Here is a 15775-nt window from a genome sequence, read left to right on the forward strand (position 1 = left end):
TGCGCTACTATGCCTGATTTTCGATTACGCGTGTTTCAGGCAGTGGCCCGGCACCTGAGCTTTACCAGGGCCGCCCAGGAGCTGTACATCACTCAGCCGGCCATTACCAAGCACATCCGGGAGCTGGAGCGCACCTACGGGCAGCGGCTGTTTGAGCGGCGCGGCAACCGCGTGAGCCTCACCGAAGCCGGCACCCTGCTGCTCGCCCACGCCGATGAAGTAGAGCAGCTCCACCAACAGCTTACGGAGCACCTGCATAACCTGCACGGCGAGGCGGCCGGCCGCCTGCGCCTGGGAGCCAGCACCACGCTCAGCCAGTACGTATTGCCCGCCATTCTGCCAGGGTTTCAGCAGCGCTACCCCCAGGTGGAGCTGACGCTCCTCAACGGCAACTCCGAACAGATTGCGGAGGCTATTCTGGCCGGGCAGCTGGATCTGGGTTTCGTGGAAGGTCGCTCCAAAAGCCGGGACCTGCACTATGAGCCGCTACTGGCCGATGAGCTGGTGGCCGTGCGCCGGGCCACGCCCGCCGGTCCGCCACCCGAGCCCATGCCCCTGGCCGAGGCGCTGGCCCACCCGCTGGTGCTGCGCGAGCGGGGCTCGGGCACGCTGGAAGTGCTGGAATTTGCTTTGCGGGAGCAGAAAATCAAGCTCGCCAGCCTGCACGTGGCCTTCTATTTCGATAACACCGAGGCCATCAAAACCTATCTGGAAGCTGCCCCCGAGGCCCTCGGTTTTGTATCCAGGCGGGCCCTCACGCGGGAGCTGGCCGCCGGGCTGCTGGAGGAAGTAGCCATTCAGGGTTTGCGGCTGCCCCGGCAGTTCGAGGCGCTGTGGGTACAGGGCCAGCCCCTTATAAAGTCGGCAGAACGATTCTTGCGGTATGCGCAACACGTTATAACTTCAAGTAATACCTGATAACTATTTTGGATTATCGAAAGGGTAGGGGGTAGCGTACTTTTGAAGCGAAGCACCCACTTCCTGAGTATGAAATCCACCCTCCCGCTATCCGGCCGCGCTGCATCTGCTGCCGCGGCGGCCACCCACGTTTCCTCCAACCAGAAAGTATGGCTGTCCCGGCTGGTATTTGGGCTGCTGCTGGTGTTTTGTCTTACGCCCTGGGCCTCGCCGCCCGTTGCGCTGGCACTGGGTCTGGTACTGGCTCAAACAGTAGGTAATCCGTTTCCGGCCTTCACCAAACAGTACACCGCGAAGCTGCTGCAGTTCTCCGTTATCGGGCTGGGATTTGGCATGAATGCGTACTCGGCGGTACAGGCCGGCCGGCAGGGAATTCTGTTCACGGTGTGCTCCATTTTCGGTACGCTGCTGTTGGGCTATGTGGCCGGGCGCTGGCTGAAGCTGGGGCGTCATCTTACGCACCTGATTTCCTGCGGCACCGCCATCTGCGGCGGCTCGGCCATTGCGGCGGTAGGCCCGGTGCTGCGCGCCAAGGATGAGGAAATGTCGGTGGCACTGGCTACGGTGTTTGTGCTGAATGCCATTGCACTGTTTGCGTTTCCGGCCATCGGGCACGCCTTCAGCCTCACCCAGCAGCAATTCGGGCTGTGGTGTGCCATTGCCATTCACGATACCTCCTCGGTGGTCGGGGCCGCGGCGGCGTACGGTAAAGATGCCCTTGAGGTAGCCACCACCGTGAAGCTGGCCCGGGCCCTCTGGATTATTCCGGTGGCGCTGGGCACTGCCATCCTGTTTAAGCAGCAGGATGTGAAAGTGAAAATTCCCTGGTTTATCCTGGGTTTCATCGGGGCGATGCTGCTCAATACCTACCTGCCCGCCACGCACTATGTGGGGCCCTGGCTGGTAAAGTCGGCTCATATAGGCCTTACCATCACCCTGTTCTTTATCGGGGCCGGGCTATCCGTGCGGGCCATTAAGTCCGTGGGTCCAAAGCCATTTGCCTTGGGCGTGCTGTTGTGGCTGGTTATTTCCTCGGTTTCGCTGTACGTTATCCTGCACGCTTAACAACAATTCTACTAAGATTCAGCAAAAAGCCCTGCCGGACGTTCCGGCAGGGCTTTTTGCTGAATCTTAGTAGATCAATTCTTTCGGCCTGAGCCGCTTTTCTTGCCGCCACCGTCCTGTTTGTTGACTGTGGCCCAGGCGCGTTTTTCGGCTTCTTCCTCCGACACGCCGCGTTTCTCGTAGCTTTCCTCAATGTGCTCAGCCTGCCGCTTTTGCTTGTCGGTATAGGACGATTTATCTCCCTGTGGCATAAGGCAAATCAATTAAAAGGTGAAACATGAGGTACTGTCAGACTGTACGCACTGGTGGTAGTGGTGTTATGCTGAGCTTGCGGCCGGGGTAGCGGGCAGCTCCGTATCTTCGCCCCGCTCAACTTACCTCGTGCAGTTCCTATGCGTCAGCTCGCCATAATTCCACACCCAGAGGCCAAAATCACGCTATTCAGCTGGAACGGGAAATACCTGATCAAGCTCGAAAAAGGCTCTTTGGAGCAGACCTATAAGGTGAGTGAGCTGGACCTAACCAGCGAGGACGACATTCACCTACTGCTCGACGAAGAATTCGTGCAGGCAGCCGTGCAGCGCTTCAAAGCCATGCAGCAGGATTTGCAGGCTGCCTTCGACCGGCACGGTATCTGAGGTGCTTCCGGTACTCCCCATTCCTTAATTCCTATCAGCATGAATCGGCTAATCACATTTCTGCTCACGCTGGCGGTGCTCTTCGTAGCATCGGCCGCCCGGGCCCAGCTCTACGAGGTGCGCAGCAGCAGCGTCAACTTCGAAAAAAAGGAGCGGGAAGCGCTTAAAGTGCAGATTGACGGCACCGCCCAGTGGACGCGCGACTTCTGGCAGAGCTGGCTCAAAGACACTTACAACATCAAGCTGAAAGGCGACGGTGTGTTTGGCGTCGGTAAAAAGGACGTGCTGGCGGCCAAGCAGGTGCCCATGTCCAGCATCAGCGGTAAGCTCCTCGATATGTATTCTACCGTCACGGCCCCCTCCGATACGGTAGCGGAGCTGTCGGTGTGGGCAGCCATGGGCCCCGATTCGTTTTTATCGGCTGCGGGTACGCCCTCCGAGTACAGCGCCCTGCGCAACATCGTGCAGAGCTTTGCCGCCGCCGCCCGCCTGAAAGCCTACCGGGAGCAGATTACCGAGGCCGAAAAGCAATTGACGGCAGCCGAGAAGGATAAGGAGAAGATGGAAAAGGAGCGGGTGAGCCTGGCCAACAACACCAAGGCCAACCTGGAAAAGATTGAGCAGCTCAAAAAGCAGAACATCGACAACAAGCTCAAGTCGGCCGAAGACTCGGTAAAGCTCTTGGACAACGCCCGCCTCATGGAGTTGCGTAAACAGCAGCTGGAGCGCCGCCGCGCCCGTCTCACCAACCTCGACCGTAAATAACGCGCCGTTGCCGCCCATTCGGGCCCATCGTTCATGGAAAAAGATTCATCCCTCGATACCCTGCGCCAGCTCAAGGAATGGCTGGATGCAGGTGCCATCACCCCCCAGGAATTCGCCGAGCTGAAGCAGAAGCTGGTGTTCAACAACCCGGTCCCAGCGGCTCCCGTTGCCCCGGCCGCACCCGAGCCACCCATTTCCCCGGTGCCGCCCATAAGCAACTCCCCGCTGGGTACCCCGGCTACTGCTGAGCCCACTGCCACTATTGCGCCCATCGAAGACCCACTATTGCCGCCCGTACTGACGGAGCCCGGCGGTGTATCCCAGCCGGCCGTGCCGCCGACGCCCCCCACCGGCATGCCCGGTTTCTCGCACCCGCTGGAGGCCGGCCGGCCTGGCACTTCGCCCAGTCAGGAAGATACCTTCGTAACCCCGGCTACTGCTGAAACCGAAGAGGAGTACATCGAGGATGCCCCCTACACGGCGCCTGCCAAAAGTCCGCTGGGTACCATTCTCATCATTGGCGGAGTGCTGCTGCTGCTGGCACTGGTAGCGTATTTGATGCTGGGCAGCCGCGACTCGGAGCGGCTCACCAGCACCACCATCACCGCTGCCGATTCAGTGGCGACGCCGCCGGAAATCGGGCCTCAGTCGGAGCAGATTGACCTGCCTCCGGCCGCCGCGCCCGAGACTATCCGCGTGGCTCCGGCCGTGCCCGTAACTCCCCCCGCCGATTCGGTGGCGGCTCCCGCAACACCTCCTGTCGACGAAGCTCCGGCGGTTTCATCGGCCGCCGATGAAAGTGCCGCGCAGGCCCGCATCGAAGGCGTGCTGCAGAATTATTATGCCGATTTACAGGCGTCGCCTTTTTCCGCCTCTTCCTACTTCGCCCCGAAGGTGGAGCGGTTCTATCTGCAGCAGAATACAACCCCAGCCGCCATCAACGCGGAACTGGAAAAAACGCATTTCCCCGAATTCCTGGAGGCTCAGAGCACTATCGAGCCGGGTACCCTGAAGGTGAGCCCGCCCGTAGCCGACGGGTCCCGCGTTGTTACGTTCATCGAGAAAAGCAGTGCCCTGCGCCAATCCATGCAGAAGCATCAACAAACGGCCGCACAGGTGCGCGTACGGTTCGATAAGAACTTCAAAATTGTATACCTGCGACAGGAAAAGCTGCTCGAAAATACTTTCAGCGACTAACCCCCGCACCGCCACAGCGGTACAACGCACGCTGCCTGCAACCGGTGGCGTGCGTTGGTGTTTATATCTCCCGCCGGTTACGTTTCTGCTGTCAATGCGCGTCATTTTTCTCTTCCTGCTACTGGCCGGAGCGGCCTCGTTAAGCTCCTGTCTGAAAATACTCAAGCCCGGCCGGGATTTTGCCCGGTCGCCGGTACCGGAAGCACCCGATTACCGGATGGAGGATAACTGGGCCGCTCTGCCCGACCGGCGCGACTCGGCCGATGTAGTGCCGCGCAATACGCTGTTGCGCGACAACCAGCGCAATGCCCCGGTTGACGTCTTCTTTGTCCATCCCACCACGTATTACTGGCGCAAGCAGTGGAACGCCAGCCTCAGCAATGAGCGGGTTAATCGGTTTACCGATGAGTCCGTCATCCGGGGCCAGGCTTCGGCATTCAATAGCACGGCCCGCGTGTACGCGCCGCGCTACCGGCAGGCTACGCTGTATTCCTTTTTCGACGAGAAGGAGCTAAACGGTAAGGAAGCCCTTGAGGTGGCCTACGACGATATTAAAACGGCTTTCCAGTTTTATCTGGACAATTACAACCACGGCCGCGCTATTATTATTGCGGGGCATAGCCAGGGCACGGTACATGCCACGCGGCTCCTGCACGACTTTTTCGAGCAAAATCCCAAACTGCGCCGCCGGTTGGTTGCCGCGTACCTTATCGGCTTTAAAGTGAAGCCTGACGAGTACACGACCATCCGCCCCTGTGAAGACTCCACCCAAACGGGCTGCTTCGTGGCCTGGAATACCGTGGCCTGGGGAAACACCTACGAGCCCTTCGCCAACGGCGTAGCCGTAAATCCCCTTACCTGGACGCGCGACACCGCCACAGCCCCGGCCCGTCTCAACCTCGGCGGCGTCCCCCAAGATTTTGACCGGCAGGATAAGCGCGTAGTGGATGCCAAAGCGCACGATGGGCTGGTATGGGTGCATCCGCCCGCGCCCAAAGGCTACCCCCGGTTTCTGCTGCCCGGCCACCCCGAGCTGCGCCACTCCTTCCACATTGCCGATTACTCTCTGTTCTACACCAATATCCGCCAGAATGCCGAAGCCCGTGTACGTGCCTACCGCATGCTCATGAACGGGCAGTAATGAACCTTACAAGACAAAAAAAGCCCCACCAGCAGCTGCCGGTGGGGCTTTTTCTATGGTAAACTCAGCGAGTTTAGCCTACGATGGCTACACGCTTGAAGTCCGAAATGGTCAGGCCCTTCTGCGTTTTGTCGAGCAGCTGGCTGATGGTAACCGAGTTGTCCTTCACGAACTCCTGGTTGAGCAGGGTGTTCTCTTTGTAGAACTTGTTCAGCTTGCCTTGGGCAATTTTCTCCAGCATCGCCTCAGGCTTGCCTTCGGCACGTGCCTGCTCTTTGCCGATTTCAATTTCCCGCTCGATGGTAGCAGCATCAACGCCGTCTTTATCGAGAGCTACGGGCTTCATGGCAACAATTTGCATAGCCACGTCGCGGCCTACTGCCGTAACGTCGGCACCGCCTACGTTCTTCATGGCCACCAGTACGCCCTTCTTGTTATCCGAGTGGATATAAGAAGCTACTTTCTCAGCGGTTACGTTCTCGTAAGCCACTACGTCCAGCTTCTCGCCGATTTTGCCCATCAGGTCGGTGATGTGCTCCTGCAGCGAGCGGCCATCTTCCTGCGAAGCAGCCAGCAGCTCTTCCTTGGTGGCAGCGTTGGTTTTCACGGCCGTAGCCAGAATCTGCTGCGCCAGGTTTTTGAAGTCTTCTACTTTGGCAACGGGCTCCGTTTCGCAAGCCAGGGCTACCAGTTTGCCGTTGGTGCCATCTTCGCTCACGGCCGCCAGCACAAGGCCTTCGGCAGTAGCGTTTTCAGCACGCTTATCGGCAATTTTCTGACCCTGCTTACGCAGAATGTCGCGGGCGGCTTCGAAGTCGCCGTTAGCCTCGGTCAGAGCTTTTTTGCAATCCATCATGCCGGCACCGGTCATGGTGCGCAGCTTGTTCACGTCTGCGGCGGTAATAGCGGCCATTGTTGTGAGTTGTATGTGGTTTGAGAGGGTATTTCGGGGAGGACCAGCAGCGTAGCGGATAAGCTCCGCTGCTGGTTAAAGAAAAAGGGAACACCGGAGCCGAGTGCTTCGCATGTTCCCTTTTCGGTGGAGGGCCGCTAGCCTATTCGTCGGCAGCCTGCTTCTCCTGGATGCCTTCTTCTTCGGCTTGCTTCTTGTCGGCGTCTTCCTTGTCGACTTTGCGCTCCGACAGACCATCTTCGATAGCCTTGCCGATTACGCTGACAATCAGCTGAATCGACTTCGAGGCGTCGTCGTTGGCCGGGATGGGGAACTGCACCAGTTCGGGGTTCGAGTTCGTATCCACGATGGCAAATACCGGAATACCCAGTTTCTGGGCCTCTTTCACGGCAATGTGCTCACGCTTCACGTCGATTACGAACAGAGCGGCGGGCAGGCGGCTCAGGTCGGCAATGCCGCCCAGTACACGCTCCAGCTTCTCCCGCTCACGCGACATCATCAGCTTCTCGCGTTTGGCGAGGGCCGCGTAGGCCGTGTTTTCCTTTACCATCTTGTCGATGGTGCTCATCTTCTTCAGCGACTTGCGTACGGTAGCGAAGTTGGTGAGCATGCCACCCAACCAGCGGTCCGTAACGAAAGGCATTTTCAGGCGCTTGGCTTCTTCCGTAACAATTTCCTGCGCCTGCTTCTTGGTGGCCACAAACAGCACCTTGCGGCCGCTCTTGGCGATGTTGCGGATAGCCGCAGCAGCGTGGTCGAGCGAAACGAGGGTTTTGTTCAGGTCAATGATATGGATGCCGTTCTTCTCCATGAAGATGTACGGCGCCATTTTCGGGTCCCACTTACGCGTAAGGTGACCAAAGTGGGCACCGGCGTCCAGCAGTTCTTTATACGTGGTGGTCTGAGCCATGATAGGGTTCCTCTGGAGATATTAGCGTTTCGAGAACTGGAACGAACGACGAGCTTTGCGCTTACCGAATTTCTTACGTTCCACCATGCGCGGGTCACGGGTCAGGAAGCCTTCTTTCTTCAGGGCGGGACGAACTTCGTCGTTGTCGCCTACGAGGGCTTTCGAGATGGCCAGACGGATAGCCTCAGCCTGGGCCGAGATGCCACCACCGCGCACGTTTACCTTGATGTCGTACTGGCCGACTTGCTCGACCGTAGCCAAGGGCTGGTTCACGATGTTTTCCAGGAGCTCATTGCTGAAGTACGCTTTGATGTCCCGGCCGTTGATAGTGATATTCCCTTGCCCGGCCTGCATGTAAATGCGGGCCACCGAGGTTTTTCTTCTACCAGAGGTATTGGAGATTTCCATTAAGTGAAGAGTTAAAAGGGGGGCCGACTAACGGCTTAGAGATTCGTGAAAGAAACAGCTTTGGGCTGTTGAGCTTCGTGGGGGTGAGCCGTGCCGGCGTACACGTACAGGTTGCGGAACTGCTCGGCACCCAGTTTGTTGCCTTGCAGCATGCCCCGTACGGCGTGCTCAATCACGCGGGTCGAGTCCTTGGCTTTCTTGTCGCGCAGGTTTATGCGCTTCTGACCGCCGGGGTAGCCCGAGTGGGTGATGTAGATTTTGTCGGTCAGCTTTTTGCCGGTTACGCGCAGGTTATCAGCATTGATAACGATTACGTTGTCGCCACAATCTGAATTGGGCGTAAAGGAGGGCTTGTGCTTGCCACGCAGCATGTTGGCAATCTGGCTGGCGAGACGACCCAGGGTAGCGTCGGCGGCGTCAACCACAACCCAGCCCTTGTTGGCGTTGGCTTTGTTGACGGATACCGTCTTGAAGCTCAAATGATCCATTGGGGAGGAGGATAAGCGTTTGAAAATGAAGAAGAAGCCGAACACAGTTCGGGGAAAACGGACACAAAGTTACCGGCTTTCTGCCAATATGCAAGCCAGCAGGTAATTATTGTCTCTGAACCGGTTGGATAACAGGACTCAGCGCCGCCGTTGACACGGCCGGGTGGCGCAGCTCCAGTACCCGGAACGCCCCGGTTTGATTGAGCTGCCGGCCCAGGTAGCGCTGCAGCGTAGGATGAGTCAGGACCGTTGAATCGTTGGTGTAGAGGTAGCGGGCTCCCTTGGTAATGCAGCTCTCAATATAGAGCTGCCCTGAGGCGGTGGGGGCCAGCAAATCGGCCGCGGTACCGAAGCCAAAGCCCTTTTTGTGCAGGTAGTAAAGACTGATGCAGCCCGAGTTGTCGGGGCCAACAAGGCAGCGCACGTTGGCAGGGGTGGCAGCTTCCAGCTGAGCCCGGGTAACGGGGTTGAACAGCTCCGGGGCTACATCGGGGCTGTGGTGCAGCCAACGGCCCCAATCGATGCGGATGGTGGCCCACAGCGGCTGAAACAGCAGAAAAGCCAGCAGCCAGGGGCGGGCCCGGGGGATACTCGCTAGCTGCGCGGCTCCCCACACGGCTATCAGCAGCAGTAAGGGCAACAGGGGCATGAGGTAGTACGTGTGCAGCTTCATCTGGGCCAGCTCGATGAAATAGTAGGCACTCACGCCCAGACCCCAGACCAACAACGGCAGAAACCACGGATGGCGCACCGGTGTGCGGCGCGCCAGAAACCACAGGCCGGCCAGCAGCAGGCCCAGCGTACCGTAACCCACCAGCAGCTCCGGTAAGTCGGAAATCAGGTTTTTGCGGATGATATTGAGGGCTGTGGCGGCATCGGTGGCAGGGCGGAACTCAATGCCGAAATCGGCAAGGCCGGAGGCTTCGATCAGACGGAGGGCATAGGCATACCAGGCTAAGGGTACTGCCACCGTTACTACCGCAAATCCGGCCAGCTGCAGCAGTTGTGCCCAACCAAGCCGGCGCTTCAGGATATCCTGCACCACAAACACGGCAATCGGGAACCCAACGGCCAGAAACTGCAGCTTGGTCAGGCCCGCCAGCGTAATGGCCAACATGCTCAGCACTAAGTTGCCGGGTTTCTGCGTGGTGCGCCACTGCCCAAACCAGTACAAGCCGGCAATGGAAGCTGTCAGGGCCAGAATATCAGGCAGGGCGTTGATGCCGTGGTAGAACAGCTCCGGACTCCAGGCCATGCACCAGGCGCCCACGGCCCCAAGCCAGGCCCGGCCGCTGATCTGCCGGACCAGCAAGTAAAACGCCACCACCCCGGCCATGTAAATGAGCCAGTTGATCAGGCGAGGCAGGGCCTCGTGAAAGCCAAATAGCTTGTAGCTGCCCGCTACCGCCCACTCGTAGGAGGGAAACTGCATGCCCGTTACACCGTCGGTATCGTTGCGGCGGTCTACGCGGGGGCGCAGGATGTTCATATCCTCTTCGTAGAAGTTGCGGGCTACGGCCAGCGTATTGCACTGCCGCCACACGTGGATGCTGGAGGGCGGGCGGTTGAAAAAGGGCGCGTGTAGCAGGAAATTCAACCCAATCAACAAAGGCCAGAACCAGCCCCGGGGCCAGTTCATAATGGTAGATAGCAAGGAAAACGAACGGGGCACCAGGTGATTTTTAAGAGTAGAAGCGCAAAAGTAGGCTAACCCTGGGAGTAGTTATATTTTTACGAGTACTATGCTGTATTCCGCTTCTGGCTCTGGCAACAGAGAGCCACTGCCAAGCAATTCATATGCGTATATGCTGCTCGGGTTGCTACTGGGCCTTTCGGTGGTCACTGCTTGCCTGACGCAGGGAACGTATGATTCCAGCGACAGTATCATGCACTACCTGTTTGCGCGCTACGCCTTCCTGCACCCCGTTAATTTCCTGGAGTCGTGGTCGAAGCCGCTGGTGGTGCAGCTGATGGCGGGGCCGGCGCAGCTGGGGTTACGGGGCGTGATGGTGCTGCAGTGCGCGCTGGTAGCGGCGGCGGCCGGACTGGCCTACGATGCGGCCCGCCAGCTGCGGCTACCCTGGCCCTGGCTGGCTATGGTGTTCTGCTACGCTTCGGCCGACTACTTCCGCATTCAGTTCTCGGGCCTGACGGAGCCTACCTTCAGCGTTGTGCTGATGGCGGCCGTGGCGCTGGCCTTGCGCAGCCGGGTAGCGTGGGGCGCAGCTGTTATATCCTTTCTGCCTTTTGCCCGCTCCGAGGGGTTTTTGCTGCTGGCCGTGTATGGGCTCTATGTGCTGCTTATCCGCCAGTGGCGGGCACTGCCGTGGCTGGGGCTGGGTTTTGTAGTGTATGGCGTGGCCGGACTGTTTGTCTACCAGGATTTTCTGTGGGTGTTCACGCGCAACGCCTATCCGGTTCACAACACCGACTATGCGTTTGCCTCCGGACAAATCACGCATTTCGTACTGGGCCTGGCCGACACTATCGGCTGGGTGCAGTACGGGCTGTTCTGGCTGGGAGCCGGCGGTATGGTGTGGGCGTGGCTGAAGCCTGGCAAACGGCTGCGTCCCAACTTATTTACGGCGGAGGTGCTGCTGGTGTACGGGAGTATTGTGGTGTTTGTGGCGGCCCACACGGTCTTCTGGATGTTTAATTTATTCGGGTCTTTGGGCCTGATACGGGTGCTGTGCAGCCTGGTGCCGCTGCTGAGCCTGGTGGTGTTGCGCGGGGTGTGGGTGTGCAGCCAGCTCTCCGACGCTCCCACGCGGCAGCGGCAGATCAGGGTGGTGCTGCTGGTAGCGGTGGTGGGTTTTCTGTTCAGCGGCTCCCGCATTGCCTTCCGTTGGGAGCGGGACTTCGGCCGCGCTTCCGACCAGCTGCTGCTTGATGAGGCTGCCCGGTGGGCCACCCATGCGCACGCAAATGCGCAGCTGGTGTACTGGCATCCGTACGTAGCCAGAGCCACGCAGCTGGATCCGTTCGGCCCGCGCCATAGCGCGCCGGAAGCCCTGCACGAGCAGCAGTGGCCATTGTCCGCCGGTAGTCTGGTGTTCTGGGATGAGTGGTACGCCGTGGTAGAAGGCAGCACCCCCCTGGAAGCGCTGAAAGCCAACCCTCAGTTGCGGCTACGCTGGTACAAGGCCATGCCGCGCAACCGCCGCAAGCCTGCTTCCGACTCAGTGCGAGTAGCTGTGTTCGAGAAAATCTAATTTTGTCCAATACAGAAAAAGCGGCTCCATACGTAGGAGCCGCTTTTTCTGCGTCTGATAGAGAGCCTAGGCGGGTTATTGGTACTGCTGCAGCGTTTCTACCAGTACCCGGAAATCCTTGGGGTAGGGTGCCTCAATGGTTACCTGCTCACCGTCCATTTTGGTAAAGGTGAGCTGGCGGGCGTGCAGCGCGAAGCGCTTGATGAACGGCTGCTCCTCCTCGCCCTGCTTCATGTTGAACTTCTTTTTCAGGGAAGACAGGTAGAAGTCGTCGCCGCCATACATGCCGTCGCCCACTATGGGGGCCTGCAGGTACGCCAGGTGCAGGCGGATCTGGTGCATGCGGCCGGTAATGGGCTGGCATTCCAGCAGCGTATGGCGGGCGTAGGCCTCCAAGGTGCGCACCAGCGTTACGGCCGGCTTGCCCTTGTACGCCAGGCGGGCTTTGCCTTTCGTGGTGGTTTCAATGCTGCGGTCCACGCGCAGGCCGTCGTACTGGTGCACGCCCCAGGCCACGGCGTGGTACACTTTTTTCACCTGCCGGTCCTCAAACTGCATGGCCAGGTGGCGGTAAGCCGCCGGGTTTTTGGCCAGGGCCAAAGCGCCGCTGGTTTCCTTGTCGAGGCGGTGGCAGGCCTGCACGTCGTCGTACCTCTCGCGGGCCAGGCGCAGAATGTTGGGGGCACCGCCAAACCGCTCGTCGAGGGTGGCGAGGTAGGGGGGCTTGTTGATGATGACGAAATCTTCGTCCTCAAACAGAATCAGGTCGTCGAAATTGGGCAGCTTCATAGAGAGCTGCAAAGGTACGGGGCTGGGCGCAAGTCAACGTGAAAAAGTAAAAAGGCAAAGCCACGGACGTGTTGCAGGGGCTTTTACTCTGGCACGTTCACTTCCCCTGAGGCCGTTTGCTCCGGTATGTGGCGGGGGCGGGGCAGCTTAAACTCCAGCGTGGTGCCTTCTCCCGGCTCGCTCCGCACCCGAATAGCAGACTTGTGGGCCTCCACAATGTGCTTGCTGATGGCCAGCCCCAGTCCGGACCCGCCGGCCTCTCGTGATTCACGGGTGCGGCTTTTATCAATGCGGTAAAACCGCTCAAAAATGCGGTTCTGGTGCTGCTTCGGAATGCCTTCACCGTCATCCTGCACCTGTACCCGGAGGCGTTTGCCTGTTTCAGCGAAGGACACGCGCACATGGCCGTTTTCGCGGCCGTACTTGATGGCGTTATCAATCAGGTTGATGAGTACCTGCCGGATGCGGTTCCGGTCGGCAACCACAAGGCTGGAGGTAGTCTGGGGCATCAGCTCCAGCATCACGTGGCGGCGGGCCGCTTTCAGTTCCAGTTGCTCAAAAATATCCTGTACCAGCTGACCCAGCTCAAACCGCTGCCGGCGCATACGTACCACGCCCTTTTCAAGCTGGGAGATGGTCACCAGGTCCTGCACCAGCGCGTCCAGCGCATCGAGGCTGGTGGCGGCTTTCTGCAGGAACTTCTTGCGGGTGAACTCATCCACGTCATCATCGTCCAGAATAGTGTGCACGAAGCCCTGGGCCGCAAAAATGGGCGTTTTCAGCTCGTGCGATACATCGGCCAGAAACTCCCGGCGCAGGGCCTGTAGGCGCTTCAACTCGTCTATTTCCTGCTGCTTGCGCTGAGCCATGTCCAGAATTTCGTCGCGCATGCGTTTGAGGGGCTCCGGCCGGAACAGAAACTTGTTCGACATGCGCCGAAACTCCTTGCGCTTGATATTCTCCAGGCCTTCGTAGATGTTGTTGATTTCCCGGAAAATCAGGGCTTCAAACATCAGGTACAGCAGCAGAAAGCAGGCCGCTATGGTAATTCCCGCCGCCAATACGCCCTGCTCAAACGGTAGAGTAGGGGCCAACCAGGCCAGCGTGGTCAGCACGGCCGCCACCAGCAGCGACAGGATGATGGCAATGGTGCGGGAGGAAATGTTGAATCTCATGGCTTGCAATGAAGAATACAAAAAAACGTCATGCTGAGCTTGTCGAAGCATCTCTACCGAGGGTAATTAGAAATTACTTTGGCGGGAGAGATGCTTCGACAAGCTCAGCATGACGTTCTGCTGGTTCGTGCAATCTTAATTATCCGTGTTGAACTTGTAGCCGACGCCTTTGATGGTCTGGATGTGGTGGTCCCCTACTTTCTCGCGCACTTTGCGCACGTGCACGTCCACGGTGCGGGCCAGCACAAATACGTCGTTGCCCCAGATGTTCTGCAGCAGCTCGTCGCGGCCGAATACTTTGTGGGGAGAAGCAGCCAGGAACGCCAGCAGCTCGAACTCCTTCTTGGGCAGCGAGATTTTACGGCCGTCCTGGTACACGGCAAAACCGGTGCGGTCAATTTTGAGGCCGTTGATTTCGATGGTATCCGACGTCTGCTGCGGGTCTTTGTCGCGGCGCACGAAGGCGGCCAGGCGGCTGAGCAGGGCCCGGGGCTTGATGGGCTTGGCAATGAAGTCGTCGGCCCCGGCATCAAACGCCGCTACCTCTGAAAACTCCTCGGCCCGGGCCGTGAGGAAGATGATGTACGTGTCCTTGAACTTGGGTTGCTCCCGCAGCTGGCGGCAGGCGGCAATGCCGTCGAGGTTCGGCATCATCACGTCCAGCAGAATAATATCGGGACCAAACTGGGGAGCCACTTCCAGGGCCTTGCGGCCGTCGGGGGCGCTGGCCACCTCGTAGCCTTCCTTGCGCAGGTTGTACTCCAGCAGCTCCACGATGTCGGGGTCATCGTCCACTACCAGAATTTTGTAAGCGTTGGGGTTGGCGGTTGGTTGCACGGAGCGGGGAGGTTTAGGGTAAAACAGAATGCGCGACGACAAAAGTACCGCCGGGCGGCGCGGGCGGCGTATTATGGTTTCGTTACCAACCGGCCGAACCGCTTCCTTGCGAGGTGCCGGCCCCGGAATGGGCCACACAAAATCGACAATGGGCGGCGGCGCGGGTACCGGCACTGCTACCGGCAGGCGGCGGGGCGGCATCACCAGGCGGCGGCGGGTGGCTAGCGTTGTTTGCATCAGGTACTTGGTAAGAGCAAAAGGGCAAATCAGAAAAAAAGAAAAGCGGCCCCCAACGGGAGCCGCTTCGCACAAGCATCATTTTTGAGCCACCAGATTCAGCCGGTTTCGGAGGCCTTTGTATTTGTACATGTCCACCTTTACGGAGCCCACGAACATTTCCGCCTGAATCAGGACCGGGACTTTGTTTCGGTCGTCGGAGAGGTACACCGAAATGGCGTTTTCTCCTTTAAACAGTTTATTGCTGGGCATTTTGGGCACCAGCCGAATGGTGCGGATGGTGCCGGCCTTGGTTTCCACTACCTCCCGGCCTTTGTAGATGACGTCCATGTTGAACACGTCCTCGTCAAAAAAGCCCTGGACCTTGATAACGTCGCCAATCTTGCGCTGGTCGTAATTGAGGGTGCGCAGGTAGTAAAATCCGCTGACCAGGTCCTGCACGTTGTTGGGCACTTTGAACGTGCCCTTCTTGACGTCGTTTTTATTCTTCTTATGGCTTTCCACATCGGCTACGTCCCGGATGTGGTCGAAGTCCACGGTTTCGCGCTTGCGGTAGTTGTTCTCCTCAATGTTGCGGAAAAAGCGCTGGGGCAGAATGCTGGTGGTGTCGATGTAGGAACGCCACGTGTCCCGGATGCGCAGGAAAAAATCGAAGGAGCCGGTAGTGCGGCCCGTAACGGTGGCCTTATAGCACGGCCGCTCATTCACGCGGTGCACATCCTCATCCACCTCAATGGTGGCCTCGGCGGCGTTTATCAGGCCGTAGTGCACTTTATACTGCAAAACTTCGCCCCGCTCAAAGCTGGTGTTGGCAATGGTACGGGTGGGTTCAGAGGCCGGGCCAAACGCAGTAAGAGTAGCTGCCAGCGGCAGCGCGAGTATCGTAAACGGAAGCCAGCGGCGGTTCATGAACAATCGGCAAGTTGGAGTGTAGCCGGTACCTACTCAAATGCGGTGCCAGCAAAGATAGTCGGATTCTGGCAGGGCAAAAATATCTTCTCGCGGCGCAGATTACGCCTTTTAGAGGTCAGGCAGTTTACCGGGCCGTAGTCGCGTAGGATTCTGGGGTACGGGCCGGCCCC

Annotated in this window: 17 protein-coding genes; 7 read left to right on the forward strand and 10 right to left on the reverse strand. The window is 58.8% G+C overall.

Annotation, left to right across the window (positions count from 1 at the left end; all coding sequences use genetic code 11):
• Window positions 1-9: 9 nt before the first annotated feature.
• Together EI291_RS02855 and EI291_RS02860 are read left to right on the forward strand one after the other, a co-directional pair.
• On the forward strand, window positions 10-918 hold the full coding sequence (locus EI291_RS02855) for a LysR substrate-binding domain-containing protein (protein WP_125417745.1): 909 nt from the start codon (window positions 10-12) through the stop codon (window positions 916-918).
• 69 nt (window positions 919-987) lie between these two features.
• Window positions 988-1983 (forward strand): YeiH family protein, encoded by a 996-nt coding sequence (locus EI291_RS02860; RefSeq protein ID WP_125417747.1) that lies wholly within the window; start codon window positions 988-990, stop codon window positions 1981-1983.
• A gap of 74 nt (window positions 1984-2057) precedes the next feature.
• Here EI291_RS02860 and EI291_RS22730 read toward each other — a convergent pair whose 3' ends face one another.
• Window positions 2058-2234: a hypothetical protein gene (locus tag EI291_RS22730; RefSeq protein ID WP_170172475.1), complete on the reverse strand. Its 177-nt coding sequence runs from the start codon at window positions 2232-2234 to the stop codon at window positions 2058-2060.
• A 141-nt stretch (window positions 2235-2375) separates the two neighbouring features.
• On the opposite strand from EI291_RS22730, the gene EI291_RS02865 reads away from it, so the two are divergent.
• The 4 genes from EI291_RS02865 to EI291_RS02880 all read left to right on the forward strand — a co-directional run bounded on the left by EI291_RS02865 (window position 2376) and on the right by EI291_RS02880 (window position 5724).
• Window positions 2376-2621 carry a hypothetical protein gene (locus EI291_RS02865; RefSeq protein ID WP_125417749.1) on the forward strand — a complete coding sequence of 82 codons (246 nt, stop codon included), beginning with the start codon at window positions 2376-2378 and terminating at the stop codon, window positions 2619-2621.
• Window positions 2622-2660: 39 nt separating this feature from the next.
• On the forward strand, window positions 2661-3386 hold the full coding sequence (locus EI291_RS02870) for a glutathione S-transferase family protein (RefSeq protein WP_125417751.1): 726 nt from the start codon (window positions 2661-2663) through the stop codon (window positions 3384-3386).
• A gap of 33 nt (window positions 3387-3419) precedes the next feature.
• Complete coding sequence (locus EI291_RS02875) at window positions 3420-4583, forward strand: SHOCT domain-containing protein (protein ID WP_125417753.1); 1164 nt, start codon at window positions 3420-3422, stop codon at window positions 4581-4583.
• A 94-nt stretch (window positions 4584-4677) separates the two neighbouring features.
• On the forward strand, window positions 4678-5724 hold the full coding sequence (locus tag EI291_RS02880) for a DUF3089 domain-containing protein (protein WP_125417755.1): 1047 nt from the start codon (window positions 4678-4680) through the stop codon (window positions 5722-5724).
• A 73-nt stretch (window positions 5725-5797) separates the two neighbouring features.
• Here EI291_RS02880 and tsf read toward each other — a convergent pair whose 3' ends face one another.
• The 5 genes from tsf to EI291_RS02905 all read right to left on the reverse strand — a co-directional run bounded on the left by tsf (window position 5798) and on the right by EI291_RS02905 (window position 10082).
• Entirely contained in the window at window positions 5798-6637 is an 840-nt protein-coding gene (gene tsf, locus EI291_RS02885) for a translation elongation factor Ts (RefSeq protein ID WP_125417758.1), read from the reverse strand.
• A gap of 142 nt (window positions 6638-6779) precedes the next feature.
• On the reverse strand, window positions 6780-7547 hold the full coding sequence (gene rpsB / locus EI291_RS02890; protein WP_125417760.1) for a 30S ribosomal protein S2: 768 nt from the start codon (window positions 7545-7547) through the stop codon (window positions 6780-6782).
• 21 nt (window positions 7548-7568) lie between these two features.
• Window positions 7569-7955: a 30S ribosomal protein S9 gene (gene rpsI / locus EI291_RS02895; protein ID WP_125417763.1), complete on the reverse strand. Its 387-nt coding sequence runs from the start codon at window positions 7953-7955 to the stop codon at window positions 7569-7571.
• Between the two features lie 35 nt (window positions 7956-7990).
• Complete coding sequence (gene rplM / locus EI291_RS02900; protein ID WP_125417766.1) at window positions 7991-8443, reverse strand: 50S ribosomal protein L13; 453 nt, start codon at window positions 8441-8443, stop codon at window positions 7991-7993.
• Between the two features lie 106 nt (window positions 8444-8549).
• Window positions 8550-10082: an ArnT family glycosyltransferase gene (locus EI291_RS02905; RefSeq protein WP_125417768.1), complete on the reverse strand. Its 1533-nt coding sequence runs from the start codon at window positions 10080-10082 to the stop codon at window positions 8550-8552.
• A 166-nt stretch (window positions 10083-10248) separates the two neighbouring features.
• On the opposite strand from EI291_RS02905, the gene EI291_RS02910 reads away from it, so the two are divergent.
• Complete coding sequence (locus EI291_RS02910; protein WP_125417771.1) at window positions 10249-11655, forward strand: hypothetical protein; 1407 nt, start codon at window positions 10249-10251, stop codon at window positions 11653-11655.
• A 75-nt stretch (window positions 11656-11730) separates the two neighbouring features.
• On the opposite strand, the gene EI291_RS02915 is transcribed toward EI291_RS02910, so the two are convergent.
• The 4 genes from EI291_RS02915 to EI291_RS02930 form a co-directional block, all read right to left on the reverse strand.
• Window positions 11731-12444: an RluA family pseudouridine synthase gene (locus tag EI291_RS02915; protein ID WP_125417773.1), complete on the reverse strand. Its 714-nt coding sequence runs from the start codon at window positions 12442-12444 to the stop codon at window positions 11731-11733.
• 83 nt (window positions 12445-12527) lie between these two features.
• Complete coding sequence (locus tag EI291_RS02920) at window positions 12528-13619, reverse strand: sensor histidine kinase (protein WP_125417776.1); 1092 nt, start codon at window positions 13617-13619, stop codon at window positions 12528-12530.
• A 135-nt stretch (window positions 13620-13754) separates the two neighbouring features.
• Window positions 13755-14456, reverse strand: a complete 702-nt coding sequence (locus EI291_RS02925) for a response regulator transcription factor (protein WP_240635358.1) — start codon at window positions 14454-14456, stop codon at window positions 13755-13757.
• A 315-nt stretch (window positions 14457-14771) separates the two neighbouring features.
• A complete protein-coding gene (locus EI291_RS02930) occupies window positions 14772-15602 on the reverse strand; it encodes a DUF3108 domain-containing protein (RefSeq protein ID WP_125417778.1) in 831 nt (276 codons plus the stop codon).
• Window positions 15603-15775: the final 173 nt, after the last annotated feature.

Source organism: Hymenobacter rigui (assembly GCF_003944715.1).
GTDB classification, from domain to species: Bacteria; Bacteroidota; Bacteroidia; order Cytophagales; family Hymenobacteraceae; genus Hymenobacter; species Hymenobacter rigui.

What these genes read in the sequence shown, in the direction of transcription:
- EI291_RS02880 (WP_125417755.1), top strand. Translation starts at nt 4,678, where the DNA reads ATGCGCGTCATTTTTCTCTTCCTGCTACTGGCCGGAGCGGCCTCGTTA.
- EI291_RS02855 (WP_125417745.1), top strand. Translation starts at nt 10, where the DNA reads ATGCCTGATTTTCGATTACGCGTGTTTCAGGCAGTGGCCCGGCACCTG.
- EI291_RS02930 (WP_125417778.1), bottom strand. Translation starts at nt 15,602, where the DNA reads ATGAACCGCCGCTGGCTTCCGTTTACGATACTCGCGCTGCCGCTGGCA.
- rpsB (WP_125417760.1), bottom strand. Translation starts at nt 7,547, where the DNA reads ATGGCTCAGACCACCACGTATAAAGAACTGCTGGACGCCGGTGCCCAC.
- EI291_RS02920 (WP_125417776.1), bottom strand. Translation starts at nt 13,619, where the DNA reads ATGAGATTCAACATTTCCTCCCGCACCATTGCCATCATCCTGTCGCTG.
- rpsI (WP_125417763.1), bottom strand. Translation starts at nt 7,955, where the DNA reads ATGGAAATCTCCAATACCTCTGGTAGAAGAAAAACCTCGGTGGCCCGC.
- EI291_RS22730 (WP_170172475.1), bottom strand. Translation starts at nt 2,234, where the DNA reads ATGCCACAGGGAGATAAATCGTCCTATACCGACAAGCAAAAGCGGCAG.
- EI291_RS02915 (WP_125417773.1), bottom strand. Translation starts at nt 12,444, where the DNA reads ATGAAGCTGCCCAATTTCGACGACCTGATTCTGTTTGAGGACGAAGAT.
- EI291_RS02865 (WP_125417749.1), top strand. Translation starts at nt 2,376, where the DNA reads ATGCGTCAGCTCGCCATAATTCCACACCCAGAGGCCAAAATCACGCTA.
- EI291_RS02875 (WP_125417753.1), top strand. Translation starts at nt 3,420, where the DNA reads ATGGAAAAAGATTCATCCCTCGATACCCTGCGCCAGCTCAAGGAATGG.
- EI291_RS02860 (WP_125417747.1), top strand. Translation starts at nt 988, where the DNA reads ATGAAATCCACCCTCCCGCTATCCGGCCGCGCTGCATCTGCTGCCGCG.
- EI291_RS02910 (WP_125417771.1), top strand. Translation starts at nt 10,249, where the DNA reads ATGCTGCTCGGGTTGCTACTGGGCCTTTCGGTGGTCACTGCTTGCCTG.
- tsf (WP_125417758.1), bottom strand. Translation starts at nt 6,637, where the DNA reads ATGGCCGCTATTACCGCCGCAGACGTGAACAAGCTGCGCACCATGACC.
- rplM (WP_125417766.1), bottom strand. Translation starts at nt 8,443, where the DNA reads ATGGATCATTTGAGCTTCAAGACGGTATCCGTCAACAAAGCCAACGCC.
- EI291_RS02870 (WP_125417751.1), top strand. Translation starts at nt 2,661, where the DNA reads ATGAATCGGCTAATCACATTTCTGCTCACGCTGGCGGTGCTCTTCGTA.
- EI291_RS02905 (WP_125417768.1), bottom strand. Translation starts at nt 10,082, where the DNA reads ATGAACTGGCCCCGGGGCTGGTTCTGGCCTTTGTTGATTGGGTTGAAT.